The 13,277-nt window shown below is 73.1% G+C and carries 11 protein-coding genes; 10 read left to right on the top strand and 1 reads right to left on the bottom strand.

Annotation, left to right across the window (positions count from 1 at the left end):
• Positions 1-225: 225 nt before the first annotated feature.
• The 4 genes from AB0D48_RS36155 (at position 226) to AB0D48_RS36140 (ending at position 4,458) form a co-directional block, all read left to right on the top strand.
• Positions 226-594, top strand: a complete 369-nt coding sequence (locus AB0D48_RS36155; protein WP_362407176.1) for a PRC-barrel domain-containing protein — start codon at positions 226-228, stop codon at positions 592-594.
• 117 nt (positions 595-711) lie between these two features.
• Positions 712-2,295: an FMN-binding glutamate synthase family protein gene (locus AB0D48_RS36150; RefSeq protein WP_362407173.1), complete on the top strand. Its 1,584-nt coding sequence runs from the start codon at positions 712-714 to the stop codon at positions 2,293-2,295.
• A 93-nt stretch (positions 2,296-2,388) separates the two neighbouring features.
• Positions 2,389-4,116: a thiamine pyrophosphate-dependent enzyme gene (locus tag AB0D48_RS36145; RefSeq protein WP_362407170.1), complete on the top strand. Its 1,728-nt coding sequence runs from the start codon at positions 2,389-2,391 to the stop codon at positions 4,114-4,116.
• Positions 4,117-4,224: 108 nt separating this feature from the next.
• Positions 4,225-4,458 (top strand): hypothetical protein, encoded by a 234-nt coding sequence (locus AB0D48_RS36140; RefSeq protein ID WP_362407167.1) that lies wholly within the window; start codon positions 4,225-4,227, stop codon positions 4,456-4,458.
• 132 nt (positions 4,459-4,590) lie between these two features.
• On the opposite strand, the gene AB0D48_RS36135 is transcribed toward AB0D48_RS36140, so the two are convergent.
• Complete coding sequence (locus tag AB0D48_RS36135) at positions 4,591-5,172, bottom strand: DUF2231 domain-containing protein (RefSeq protein ID WP_362407164.1); 582 nt, start codon at positions 5,170-5,172, stop codon at positions 4,591-4,593.
• 248 nt (positions 5,173-5,420) lie between these two features.
• On the opposite strand from AB0D48_RS36135, the gene AB0D48_RS36130 reads away from it, so the two are divergent.
• From AB0D48_RS36130 to AB0D48_RS36105, 6 genes are all read left to right on the top strand, one after another.
• Positions 5,421-5,948: an ATP-binding protein gene (locus AB0D48_RS36130; protein WP_362407161.1), complete on the top strand. Its 528-nt coding sequence runs from the start codon at positions 5,421-5,423 to the stop codon at positions 5,946-5,948.
• 427 nt (positions 5,949-6,375) lie between these two features.
• Positions 6,376-7,038, top strand: coding sequence for a VanZ family protein (locus AB0D48_RS36125; protein WP_362407158.1), 663 nt, complete (start codon positions 6,376-6,378; stop codon positions 7,036-7,038).
• A gap of 91 nt (positions 7,039-7,129) precedes the next feature.
• Positions 7,130-9,766, top strand: a complete 2,637-nt coding sequence (gene lanKC / locus AB0D48_RS36120) for a class III lanthionine synthetase LanKC (protein WP_362407155.1) — start codon at positions 7,130-7,132, stop codon at positions 9,764-9,766.
• Positions 9,763-9,897 (top strand): SapB/AmfS family lanthipeptide, encoded by a 135-nt coding sequence (locus AB0D48_RS36115; protein ID WP_030708858.1) that lies wholly within the window; start codon positions 9,763-9,765, stop codon positions 9,895-9,897. The genes lanKC and AB0D48_RS36115 overlap by 4 nt, the downstream gene beginning before the upstream one ends.
• 68 nt (positions 9,898-9,965) lie before the next feature.
• On the top strand, positions 9,966-11,852 hold the full coding sequence (locus AB0D48_RS36110) for an ABC transporter ATP-binding protein (protein WP_362407151.1): 1,887 nt from the start codon (positions 9,966-9,968) through the stop codon (positions 11,850-11,852).
• Positions 11,849-13,277: ABC transporter ATP-binding protein/permease (locus AB0D48_RS36105; RefSeq protein ID WP_362407148.1), on the top strand; the 1,429-nt coding region annotated here is incomplete at its 3' end. The genes AB0D48_RS36110 and AB0D48_RS36105, both read left to right, overlap by 4 nt.

Here is a 13,277-nt window from a genome sequence, read left to right as displayed (position 1 = left end):
GGCCCGCCCCGGACGGGGCGGGCCACCAGCACGTCGCCGTCTCCACCGGACGTCTCCCGGCAGGCGGTTGAAATCGAAAATCGGCACCGGGCGAATGATGCGCCGGGGTTCGGGGCAGGCGGAGTTCAGGCGGAGAGCGAATACCGCCGCGCACGACGTACGGAAAAAGGACGGACGGCGGGGAATCCTTTGCCGTTCTCTGTTTACCGGAGGAGTTGTTTTCGCGTGACTGAGCATGTGTGGAGTTACAAGTCGACCTCGGGCCACCTGGCCGGTACCGATCTGACCGGCTACAAGGTCGAGGCGACCGACGGCGGCATCGGCAAGGTCGACAAGCACTCCGACGAGGTCGGTGACGCCTACCTGGTCGTGGACACCGGGGTCTGGATCTTCGGCAAGGAGGTCCTGCTTCCGGCGAGCACCGTCGTCAGCATCGACCCGGAGGAGCGGACGGTCTTCGTCGACCGGACCAAGGGCCAGATCAAGGACGCCCCAGAGTTCCACAGGGACAAGCACCTCGGTGACGCCGGATACCGCGAGGAGCTGGGCACCTACTACGGCACCGGCGGCCCCTTCGGCGTCCCGCGCGCCTGACCAGCTCGAAAGCGGTGGGCCCGGACTCGTCGAGTCCGGGCCCACCGCCTTGCCCGGACCGTAACGGGCTTGCACGGACGGCCGATTGGCCGCCGGGCTTCGGGACACAAGAGCGATGTGCTGAAACTACTTGCAGTGGCCCTCCTTTCTTCGCTCGCGTTGGGCGCCTCCGTCGCCGCCGTCCTGGCCTCGCCCTGGTGGTCGGCCGCGGCCGTCCCCCTGCTCCTGCTCGCGCTGGTGGCCGTCCACGACCTCGTGCAACGGCGGCACTCCGTTCTGCGGAACTACCCGCTCCTCGGACACCTCCGCTTCGCGCTGGAGGCGCTGCGGCCGGAGCTCCAGCAGTACTTCATCGAGCGGAACTTCGACGGCCGCCCCTTCGACCGCGACACCCGGAGCATCGTCTACGAGCGGGCCAAGGGCACCGACGCGGAGGAGCCGTTCGGTACCGAACTCGACCTCTACCGGGCCGGAAGCGAATACCTCGTCCCGTCCATGGCCCCCCGCCCGGTGCGCACCGCCCCGCCCCGGGTCCGGATCGGCGGCCCCGACTGCACCCGGCCCTACGACATGGCCCTGCTCAACGTCTCGGCGATGAGTTTCGGCTCGCTGTCCGCCCGGGCCGTGCTCGCCCTCAACACCGGCGCAGAGCTGGGAGGCTTCGCCCACGACACCGGCGAGGGCGGTCTCTCGGAGTACCACCTGCGCCCGGGCGGGGACCTCGTGTGGGAGATAGGCACCGGGTACTTCGGCTGCAGGACGGACGACGGTGACTTCGACGAGCGGAAGTTCGCCGAAAAGGCGGCCCACGAGCAGGTCAAGTGCGTGTCGCTGAAGATCAGTCAAGGGGCCAAGCCCGGCATCGGAGGGGTCCTGCCGGGTGCCAAGGTGAACGCGGAGATCGCGAAGGTCCGCGGGGTTGCGCAGGGGGAGACCGTCGTCTCGCCGCCCTACCACCGCGTGTACTCCACACCGCGCGAGCTGGTGCGCTTCCTGGCCCGGATGCGCGAGCTCGCCGACGGCAAGCCCGTCGGGTTCAAGCTGTGCGTCGGATCGCGCCGTGAGTTCCTCGCCGTCTGCAAGGCCATGCTGGAGGAGGGCGTCACGCCGGACTTCATCGTCGTCGACGGCGCGGAGGGCGGTACGGGCGCGGCGCCGCTGGAGTTCGCGGACAACGTCGGCCTGCCGCTCGGCGAGGGGCTGATGACCGTGCACAACGCCCTCGTGGGCGTCGGGCTGCGCGACCGGATCCGGATCGGGGCCAGCGGCAAGGTCGCCACCGGCAGCGACCTCGTCAAACGGCTGCTCCAGGGGGCCGACTACACCAACGCCGCCCGCGCCATGATGTTCGCGATCGGCTGCATCCAGGCCCAGCGGTGCCACACCAACACCTGTCCCGTCGGCGTCGCCACCCAGGACGAGCGGCGCGCCCGCGCCGTCGACATCGCCGACAAGTCGCAGCGCGTACGGCGCTACCAGCAGGCCACGGTCAGGAGTGCCCTCCAGATCATGGCCTCGATGGGGGTCGACGACCCGCAGGGGCTGCGACCCCACATGCTCCTCCAACGGGTGGACCCGCACACCGTCCGCTCGTACGCCGAACTCCACGCGTGGCTCGCCCCCGGACAACTGCTCGCGTCGGCGCCCGCCGACTGGGCATCCGACTGGCAGGCGGCCGACCCGGACCGCTTCACCCACTGAACCAGGCACCCACTGAAACCCGGCACCCACTGAACCCGGCACCTCCACCGTGGGGCCGTACCGTGGGGCCGCACCTGACCGAAGGGCACTCCTGTGGCACGCACCGTCGCCCACGTCATCGTCGACGCACTCAAGGAACTGGGCGTCCAGCACGTCTTCGGAGTCGTCGGAGACGCCTTGAACCCACTGACCGACGCGATCCGCACCACGGACGGCCTGGACTGGGTCGGCTGCCGGCACGAGGAGGCGGCGGCCTTCGCCGCCGGAGCGCAGTCCCAGCTGTCGGGCACCCTCGGGGTGTGCATGGGCACGGTGGGACCGGGCTCCGTACATCTCCTCAACGGGCTCTACGACGCGGCCAAGAGCCGTACCCCGGTGCTCGCGATCTGCGGCCAGGTGCCTCTTGCCGAGATCGGCAGCGACTACTTCCAGGAAGTCGACAACGACCTGCTCTTCCGTGACGTGGCCGTCTACCGTGCCACCGTCACCTCCCCGGAGCAGATGCCGCGGATGCTGGAGTCGGCCGTACGCGCTGCTGTCAGCGAAGGCGGGGTAGCCGTCCTGACCGTGCCCGGTGACCTGGGCGATCAGGAGCTGAGCGACGACCGTCCCACGCGGTTCGCCCTCGACCGCCCCGTCACCCGACCGGACGACCCGGCCCTCGCAGAGGCCGCCGAACTCCTGAACTCCGCCTCCCGCGTCACCCTCCTCGTCGGCCGCGGGGCCCGCGATGCCCGCGCCGAAGTGCTCCGTACCGCAGAGCTGCTCGCCGCTCCCATGGTGCTCACCCTCAAGGCGAAGGAGGGCTTCGAAGACGACAACGCCTTCCAGGTGGGCCAGACCGGCCTGATCGGCAACCCCGCGGCCTCCCACGCGCTCGACCACGGCGACGCTCTGCTCATGCTGGGCACCGACTTCCCCTACCGCGACTGGTACCCGAAGGACTGCAAAGTGGTCCAGGTCGACACGCGCGAAGAGCACCTGGGCCGCCGGGTACCCGTGGACGTGGGCCTGTCCGGGGACGTGGGGGCGACGCTGCGGGCCCTGCTGCCGCTCCTGAAGGAGGCTCCGGACCGGGCCCACCTGGAGGACGCGCGGGATCGGTTCGCGCACTGGCAGGAAGGACAGCAGCGCCTGGCCGATCCGGCGCACGAACGCCGCTGGACAGGCAAACTGCGCGCTGCCCTGGACAACAGGGACCACGAGATCCGCCCCGAGGCCCTGGCCGCCGCGGTGGACACGTACGCCGCCGAGGACGCCGTCTTCACCTCCGACACCGGCATGGCCACCGTCTGGCTCTCGCGCTTCGTCACCATGCGCGGCAGCAGGCGCCTGATCGGTTCGTACAACCTGGGCTCGATGGCCAACGCCATGCCCCAGGCCCTCGGAGCCCAGCTCTGGGCGCCCGATCGCCAGATCGTCGCGTTCTGCGGCGACGGCGGCCTGAGCATGCTGCTCGGCGACCTCATGACGATCAAGACGTACCGGCTGCCGGTGAAGCTCGTCGTCTTCGACAACCGCCGCCTGGGCATGGTCAAACTCGAACAGGAACAGGCGGGGCTGCCCGAGTTCGGCACGGAACTCGACAACCCCGATTTCGCCGCGGTCGCCGCCGCACTCGGCCTCACCGGCATCCGGGTCACCGACCCGTCCGATCTCCACGACAGCGTGCGCAGGGCGTTCGAGACTCCGGGGCCGGTCCTGCTGGACGTCCTGACCAACCCCGACGAGGTGGCCGTACCCGGGAAGCCGACCGTGAGCCAGGGGTGGGGCTTCGCCATCGCCAAGGTCAGGGAGATCCTTCCGAGCAAGGAAGGCTGACCGGGCACGTCAGCGGCGCGTGCCCGCGCAGCACACCCTCGGGCAGCTCGTCTGAGGTGGGCGGAGCGGGGTAGTCGCTGGAGACCGGCACCACCGAAGGAGGACACCATGACGGCTCACGAGAAGTCCCGGCGTCACCCGCGCACCACCCCGTCCGAGGCAGTGGGCGAGAGCGGGGACCCTGAGGCCCGGCAGCAGGCGGACGAAGCCGTCGTCCGGCGTTCGGGCGACGGCGACGCGGATGCCGGAGGCCACGCGGCCAAGCGGCAGCGCCCAGGTGTCGGCCGCGAGGAGCAGGCCCGCCCGGACCGCCCGAGGCCGCCGGCCGGCGAGGACCACTGAGAACGGGTCGCGGCCCCCCCCGAGCAGGGCACCCGCACGGCTGATCCGCGCCCTGGGATCCGACCGGATCCGCTGCGGGGCGCGCTGCCGTCCGAGCACGCCGGCCACGGTGGCCGGCGTGCTCGCCGGGTTCTACGTGGCGGGATGTGCCCCGACGGCCTGCCGGTAGGCCACGTGCCCGCCGAGGGCGCCGCTCACGGCGACCGCCGTCAGTCCGCCCCACGACCACATCCGGCCCTTGGCCGGCCGGCTGCAGAGCCGCGCCGTCAGGGACGCGCCGTAGCAGGCCACCGCGACCACGTTCGTGACCGCGTGGGCCAGTCCGACCCGCGCCTGCTCGGGTGGCAGGTCCGCCCAGTCGGCCCAGCCGGCGACCGCGGCCGGGGCGACCCCGGCCAATCCGACGGCCGTGAGGGTCGTGGCCGCGCGCTGCCCTCCCGGTACGACGTCCAGTACGGCGGCCGACAGCCAGCAGCCGATCGGTACCTGCACCAGAACGGGATGCACAGGATGGCCCAGCTGCCTGCCGCGCAGCAGATCGCGTACCCCGCCCAGCGGGAGCGAGCGGATCCCCCGCTGGAGGAGCCGGATCGCCGGATCCGCCACCGTCGTCCGTTCGATACGGTCAAGGGTGGTCAGCCACCATGCCGAAGCGGTCTCCAGGGCCGAGGTGCGTTCGGTCGTCCGGGAAGTGTCGAGGGCGTGTGTGTTCATGTACCACGCCTACCCGGCATGGCGCCGCCATCCCGGCAGAGCCTCGACTGCACCCGAACGGTCCGCCCGCCGACAGGAGACTCGTGGCGGGGTGCGTTCACGGCGTCACCTGCCGTTGCCACCCCCCGGGTCTCCACATGTCGCCGGTATCCACGTGTCCGGACAATCAGGGCGGGCATACGCGAGACCGAGGACACGGTCGAAGGGCGACCGGCCCGGGCGGTCCGCAGACGGAGCCGACCGCCTCCATGGAACACACCAGCATCGACGGCCGGGGTGAGGCGACAGTGAACACGACGGGAGCAGCCACCGGTGATCCTCTGTGTGCGGGAGTGCCTGTCAGGGGCCAGTGCCGCCGACTCGCCCTGCGTGGTGTCCGGGGCGCCGTCGGCAAGGGCCGCGACTTCACCCGCCAGACCCTGCGGGACTGGGGGTGGGACCGCCACGAGAGCGCCGAGGACGCCCTGCTCGTCGTGTCCGAGCTGGTGACCAACGCAGCCTTGCACGCGAGTGGCTGCCACGAGCTCGTACTGACCGCCGGTGAGGCCCTGCGCATCGATGTGCTCGACGGCTCGACGGCGCTGCCACGCACCTGGACCGTGCGCCGGCCGGGCGTCCCCGGCGGCCGCGGCCTGCACATCGTGGAGCGGCTCTCCGACCGGTGGGGCGCCTACACCCACGGCTCCGGCAAGGACGTCTGGGCGGAGATCGAGGCCTTCCGGCTGGTCACCGGGCGCCGGACCCCGAAGGCACCCGCCCCCGCCCCCGGCCGCTGAAGACCCCTTCCCCGCCCCCAGGCCGCTGAGGATCAGGCCTGCGGTCCGGCGGGGCCGCCGGACCGACGGGTCGCACCTGCCGCCGGTGGGGGCAGCCAGGACGGCTTCGCGCTCGTTTGCCGGCCCGTGCTGCTGGTGGCCGTACGGCCGTTTCCACGGCTCGTCGGCCGGCATCTTGGGTTCCCCGTCCGACTCTGGTTCGCCCACCTCACCCTGCTCACGGGGCCCAGTTCCACGCCGAAGGGCGAAGGAGCCGTACCACGCCGACCACACTGCGCTCAGCACACCGCTGATCAGCAGCGCCCATGAGCTCCCGCGTACGGGCGTACCGGCCCTGCCCGTCTACCCGACGGGTACGGACCGCCTGCCATGGCGGGCCGTCAGAGGTTCACGCGTACCTGGCCGTCCAGAGGGAAGACGAGCCCGCATGACATGGAGGAGGTACGTGCGGCGGCGCGGTGACGAGGCGGACGAAGGGGCCGAACCGGCCGCCGGGAGGCGACGCCGTCCGGCACATCCGGCCGTCCGGGCGCTGGCCATGGGGGCGGCCCTCGTCGGGACCGCCCTGTTCAGCGTGGTTCTGGCCCGGCTGATGCTGGAACCGTCCGCGGCCTCGGCGGCCCTCGTGCACAGCAATGTCCGACCGGGCCGCTCGATCCGCGCCTACCTGGACGGGACGTCGACGATCGAGGCGGTGCGCCAGCTGGGCGGGAACCTGCTGCTGGGCCTGCCGTTCGGTGTGCTCCTGCCCGTCCTGCTGCCCCCGGCCCGAGGGTTGCTGCGGCTCGCCGCAGTGACGGTCTGCCTGACGACGCTGGCGGAGCTCACGCAGGGCGCCCTCGTCACGGGACGCGTCTTCGACATCGACGACGTCATCCTCAACACGGCCGGAGCGCTCCTCGGGTACCTGCTGATCGGCCGGCGGCTGGGGCGGGCCGTGCACCCGCGTCGCAGGCACTGGTGGCACCGCTGGACCCGCCGCCGGCCGGCCGGGCTCCGCGCCGACACCGCAGCCGTACGGCAACGGCAGCCGAGGCGGGTGCCGAAGCCGGGGCGGACGCGACGCGAAGCGGAGCCTCGTGACTCGTGAGTACTGCACACCCCGTCGGTGACAGCGGTGACTGTCGCCGCGTCCGCCGGGCGTGACACGGTCGGGTCTGCCACCGACCGAGGGAGCAGGCGTGAACAAGGGGTACGCGGCCTTCTGCGACGCCGACCGCTGGTTCTACGACGCGCCGTACCGGCGCGCCGGTGAGAGCTACCCGGCCGCGCTCGCCCCCGTCCCGTCGGGGTGGCGCTCGCACCGGAGCGGCGACTGGCTCGCGCTGCGTCCCGTCGGCGCCGAACTTCCCGCGCAGGGCTGGAAGATCCACATCTCCGCCACGCTCGACAACGCCGAATCGCTGCTGACGACGGTGTACGAGTACTGCACCGCCCGACGCATCGCCTTCAAGTTCATACCGAGCCGGTACCTGCTGCACCTGCGCAACGCCAAGTACGCCGACCGCGCGGCGAGCGGCAAGTTCATCACCGTGTACCCGGTCGGCGAGCAGCAGTGCCGCCGGATCGCGGAGGACCTCGATGCCGCGCTGGCGGGGGCGGCCGGCCCCTACATCCTCAGCGATCTGCGCTGGGGCGCCGGCCCGGTGTACGTGCGCTACGGCAGCTTCACCCTGCGGCACTGCTACGACGAGCACGGCGAACTGGTCCCGGCGATCGAGACCCCCGACGGTCGGCTCGTACCGGACCGGCGCGGACCGGCTTTCCAGCCGCCCGAGTGGCTCGAACTGCCGGACTTCCTGAAGCCGCACCTCGCGGCGCGCTCCGCGGTCACCCTGACCGGCATCCCCTTCACGGTGGAGCGGGCGCTGCACTTCTCCAACGGCGGCGGCGTCTACCTCGGCAAGGACAGCCGCACCGGCGAGCCCGTGGTCCTCAAGGAGGCCCGGCCGTACGCCGGACTCGCCGCCGACGGCGCCGACGCGGTGACCCGGCTGCACCGCGAACAGGCCGCACTGGAACGGCTGGCGGGCCTGGACTGCGTCCCGGCGGTCCGCGGCGCGTTCACGGTCGGCGACCACCACTTCCTGGTACTGGAACACCTCGCCGGCAAACCGCTCAACACGTACTTCGCCCGCCGCCACCCGCTGATCGAGGCGGATCCCGACCCGGAGGAGCTCGCCTCGTACACCGAGTGGGCGCTGACGATCCACCGGCGTGTCACGGAGGCCGTAGACGCCGTGCACGCCCGTGGCGTGGTCTTCAACGACCTCCACCTCTTCAACATCATGGTGGCGGAGGACGAGAGCGGTGAACCCTCCGTCGCACTACTGGACTTCGAAGCCGCCGCCCACGTCGACGAGGGGCTGCGGCAGACCGTGGCCAACCCCGCCTTCGTCGCCCCGGCCGAGCGGCGCGGGTTCTCCGTCGACCGCTACGCCCTCGCCTGCCTGAGGCTCGCCCTGTTCCTCCCGTTGACCAGCCTGCTCGTCCTGGACCGGGCCAAGGCCGCGCATCTGGCCGCCGTCGCCGCCGAGCAGTTCCCCGTACCGCGGCGGTTCCTGGACGAGGCCGTCGAGGAGATCCTGTCCGGCGTCCCGCAGGGCGCACCGGGCGGCCGCCTGCCCGCACCGGGCGGGCCGTACCTGCCCGTCGAGCCAGGGGAATGGCCGGCCGCCCGTACGTCGATGACCGCGGCGCTGCGGGCGAGCGCCACCCCGGACCGCGAGGACCGCCTCGTCCCGGGCGACATCGCCCAGTTCGCGACGGCCGGCGGAGGCATCGGCTTCGGCTACGGGATCGCCGGAGTGCTGCACGCCCTCGCCGAGACCGGCGCCGGACCCTGGCCCGAGGCCGAGGAATGGCTGCTGGAGCGGGCCGGGGAACCGGTCTCCGGCACACCGCTCGGCTTCTACGACGGCCTGGCCGGCACGGCCTGGACACTGCACCGGCTCGGACACCACGACCGTGCGCTCTCCCTCGCCGGCCAACTGCTCCACCAGCCCTGGGAGAGCGCGGGCCCCGACCTGCACAGCGGACTCGCCGGCATCGGCCTGGCCCTGGACGCGCTCGGCACCGCGAGCGGCGAGAGCGAGCTGCACACCGCAGCCCTGCGCTGCGCCGAGCTGATCGCCAGGCCGGAGCAGCGGCCCACCCGCGCGGGACTGCTGTACGGCAACTCGGGGCCCGCCCTGCTCTTCGTGCGGCTGTACGAGCGCACCGGCGACAAGGAACTGCTGATCCATGCCGCCCACGCGCTCCACCGCGACCTCGACCGCTGCGTCACCAGCGCGTACGGCACCCTCCAGGTGAACGAGGGCTGGCGCACGATGCCGTACCTCGGCGAGGGCAGTGTCGGCATCGGCATGGTGCTCGACGACTGGCTGGAGCACGGCCCGGACGAGCGCTTCGAACAGGCCCGGCGCGAGATCGTACGGGCGGCGCAGGCGACCTTCTACGCCCAGCCCGGGCTGCTGCGCGGCGCCGCCGGGATGATCCTCCACCTGGCCCGGACCACTACGCCGGGCCCGGGCACCGGGCCCGACGCCATTGCCCGCCAGATCGAGGCACTGGCCCGGCACGCGGTGCCGTACCAGGGACATCTGGCCTTCCCGGGCGAGCAGATGATGCGGCTGTCCATGGACCTCGCCACGGGCACGGCCGGCGCTCTCCTGGCCCTCGGCAGCGCGGCGCCCGGCGGGCGCGCACACCTGCCGTTCCTCCCGCCGCTGCGCGAGCGCGCAGCGGCCCCCAAGCCGGTCCCGTTCGGGGCCGTGACCCATCGCACCACTCAAGAGAAGAAGAGGAATCTGACATGACGCTTCTTGACCTGCAGTCGATGGAGACCCCCAAGGAAGAGACCGCCGAGGTCGCGATGACGGGCGGCGGCAGCCGGGCCAGCCTGCTGCTGTGCGGTGACAGCAGCCTGAGCGTCACGACCTGTAACTGACCTAGGTCACCTCGGGCCCGGGCGGTTCGCCGTCCGGGCCCGCACCACATCACTGGAGGCATCCGCCGATGAGGCCCCCCGATGCGGCCGTCGACACAGCCGAGACGCCGGCCGTGGCACGCGACGCCGATCGGGCGCTCGTGGCAGCGGCCCGGCACAGTGGTGGGCGCACCGCCGCCGTCCTCGGATGCGCGGTGGCGGCCGCCGCGGCAGCACTTGCCGAACCCGCCGTCCTCGGCCACACCCTCGACCTGCTGCTCCGCCGGGACCCGTCGGGCACCGCCTGGACGCTGTTGTGCGCCGCGGTCATCGCGGCCGAAGTGGTGCTGGACGCCGCCGCCGCACGGCTGACCGGCGACGTGGACGGCCGCTCCACCGCCCGACTGCGCAGGCTGGGGCTTTCCCGGCTCCTGCGGACGGCCCCGCACCACGCCGCCCGCTACGCACCCGGCGAAACCGCCGCACGGCTGACCGCCCATGCCGCCGAGGCCGGGAAGGTGCCGGCCGCCGTCGCGCACGCCGTCGCCGCACTGCTGCCGCCGCTCGGCGCGGTGGGCGCACTCTTCCTCATCGACCTGTGGACGGCGCTCGCCTTCCTCATGGGCGTTCCGCTGCTGGTGCTCCTGCTGCGGGCCTTCGCCCGTGACACCCTCACCAGCGTCGCCCGCTACCAGCAGGTGCAGCTCGCCACCGCCGGCCGCCTCGTCGAGGCACTCGCCGGGGCGCGCACGATCGCCGCCGCCGGTACCGCGGACCGCGAACGCACCCGGATCCTCGCGCAGTTGCCCGAGCTCGGCACCGAGGGCAGGCGGATGTGGCAGGTCTACGGCGGTACGACGGCCCGGTCCGCGGCCCTCATGCCGATGCTCCTGTACGTGGTACTCGCCGTCGGCGGCATCCGCCTGTCGGCCGGGGTCATCGGGGTCGGCGAACTCCTCGCGGCAGTACGCTACGCGGGCCTCGCGGCCGGCATGGGCGCCGTGACCGGCGGGCTGGCCGCCGTGGTCCGGGGCCGGTCCGCCGCCCGTCGGACCGCCGCCCTCCTGGCCCTGCCCGTACTCGACCACGGCCGGTCGGAGCTGCCGGAGGGCGGCCCCGGCACCCTGGAACTGCGCGACGTCCGGGTCGTGCGCGGCGGATCGGCGGTCCTGCACGACATCAGCCTGGTGATCCCCGGAGGCACCACCGTGGCGGTGGTGGGCCGGTCCGGCGCGGGCAAGACGCTGTTCGCCGCCGTGGCCGGCCGGCTCACCGACCCGGACGCGGGTCAGGTACTGCTGGACGGCGTACCGCTACGGGAGGTGACCGCCGAAGCGCTGCGCCGCGAGGTCGGGCACGCCTTCGACCGGCCCGTGCTGCTCGGGGACACGGTCGGCGATGCGATCGGGTTCGGCGCGGGTCCGGACCCCGGCCCGGAAGCGGTGCGCGCCGCGGCCCGCGCCGCGGGCGCCGACCTGTTCGTACGGCACCTGCCCCACGGGTACGGCACGCGCCTCACCGACGCCCCGATGTCCGGCGGCGAGGTCCAACGCCTGGGGCTGGCCAGGGCGTTCTGCCACGCCGGCCGGCTCCTCGTGCTGGACGACGCCACCTCCAGCCTCGACACCGTCACGGCCCGGGAGGTCGAGCGGGCGCTCGCCCACCAGGTCCGGCCCGGCACCCGGATCGTGGTCGCGCACCGCCTCTCGTCCGCCGTCCGCGCCGACCTCGTCGTATGGCTCGAGGACGGGCGGGTGCGGACGATCGCCACCCACGACGAGCTGTGGCAGCACGAGCCCGACTACCGGGCGGTGTTCGCTGCGGACGCGGAGACGGGAGCCGATGTGGACGCGGCAACGGAAGCGGCGGAAGCAGTAACGGAAGCGGCATCGCAAGCGGAAGCAGCGGGGGAGGCGGCTGCGGTCCCGGAAGCGGACGATCGCCGGGCGCCGGGGAAACAGGAGGCGGCCGGGTGACCGAGGGCGAGGCCTGGCGTCGGGTGGCCCCCGAGGGCCGGCGGTTCCTGCGCGGCCGCAAGGGCGCGTTGGGACGGCTGGCGGCATGGTCGCTCCTGGAGTCCGCCCACACGTTCCTCGGCGGCTACGGCGTGGCCCGCGCCCTCGACGACGGTTTCCTCGCCGGCCGCACCGTCACCGGCCTCGCATGGCTGGCCGCGGCCGGAGCCGGAGCACTCCTCGGCGGTTTCGCACTGCGCGGTGTGTTCGCCGGCCTCGCGGACCTCGTGGAGCCGCTGCGGGACGGCCTGGTCCGGCGTGCGGTGCGGCAGGCGCTCGATCGCGCGGTCGCCGACCCGGCGCGCGCTCCCGACACGGGCGCGGTGTCCCGGCTGACCCAGCAGACGGAAATGGCCCGGGACTCCTTCGCGGGACTGGTCCTGACCACACGTTCGTTCGTGTTCACCGCAGTCGGCGCCCTCGCGGGCATGGCTGCCCTGGCTCCGCTGCTCCTGCTGATCGTGCTGCCCCCGCTCCTGCTGGGCGCGGCCGCCTTCCTGGCCACGCTCCGCCCCATGGCGTCCGTGCAACGCCGGTCCCTGGACACCGACGAGGCGCTGTCGGACCGGGTGGGGGCGCTGGGGGAGGGCCTGCGCGACATCGTCGCCTGCGGCGGACAGGCGGCGGCGGCAGCCCGGGTGGAGCCCCTGATCGCCACCCAGGAGCGGCTGGCGCGCAAGCTCGCGCGCTGGGGGGCCCTGCGCACCCTGGCCCTGGGTACGGCGGGCCGGCTGCCGGTGATCGCACTGCTCGCCGCGGCGCCCTGGCTGCTCGGGCACGGGATCACCGCCGGTACGCTGGCCGGCGGCCTCACGTACGTGCTGCAGGCATTGCTGCCCGCCCTCAACTCCCTGATGACGGCACTGGGTTCCGCCGGTACCCGACTACTGGTGGTCCTCGAACGCTTCTGTGATCCGTTGCCGCCGATCCCGGACGGCCTCCGCACGACGCCGCCGCGCACGCTCGATCCGTTGCCGCCGGTCCCGGACGGCCGCCCCGCGACGAAGCCGCACCCGCTCGTCCACGCCCGTCGGCGAACCGCCGCCGCAGCCGAGCTCCGGGGCGTCACCTTCGCCTACGGCCCGGGCGCGGCCCCCGTACTCGACGCCCTCGACCTGGTGGTCCGGCCGGGGGAGCACCTCGTCGTGGTCGGGCCGAGCGGCATCGGCAAGTCCACGCTCACCGCGCTGCTCGCCGGGATGCTGGCGCCCGACGCGGGGACGGCCCTCGTCGCCGGCGCGGCCGCCCGCCGGGAACCGGGTGCCACGGGACCGGACCTCCGGCGGACCCTGCTGCCGCAGCAGGCCTACGTGTTCACCGGCACCGTACGGGAGAACCTGACCCACCTGTCCCCGGGCCCGGGCGCCCCCGTGCCCGGGGACGCCC

The organism is Streptomyces sp. NPDC048269 (assembly GCF_040652395.1).
Taxonomy (GTDB): domain Bacteria; phylum Actinomycetota; class Actinomycetes; order Streptomycetales; family Streptomycetaceae; genus Streptomyces.
The sequence above is the reverse complement of the archived record's forward strand: the minus strand, read 5'-3'. Positions and strand labels throughout refer to the sequence as shown.

Bases quoted from the DNA above. Each gene is read 5' to 3' on its own strand.
- AB0D48_RS36135 (WP_362407164.1), bottom strand. From the start codon at position 5,172: ATGAACACACACGCCCTCGACACTTCCCGGACGACCGAACGCACCTCG.
- AB0D48_RS36130 (WP_362407161.1), top strand. From the start codon at position 5,421: ATGGAACACACCAGCATCGACGGCCGGGGTGAGGCGACAGTGAACACG.
- AB0D48_RS36110 (WP_362407151.1), top strand. From the start codon at position 9,966: ATGAGGCCCCCCGATGCGGCCGTCGACACAGCCGAGACGCCGGCCGTG.
- AB0D48_RS36125 (WP_362407158.1), top strand. From the start codon at position 6,376: ATGACATGGAGGAGGTACGTGCGGCGGCGCGGTGACGAGGCGGACGAA.
- AB0D48_RS36115 (WP_030708858.1), top strand. From the start codon at position 9,763: ATGACGCTTCTTGACCTGCAGTCGATGGAGACCCCCAAGGAAGAGACC.
- AB0D48_RS36140 (WP_362407167.1), top strand. From the start codon at position 4,225: ATGACGGCTCACGAGAAGTCCCGGCGTCACCCGCGCACCACCCCGTCC.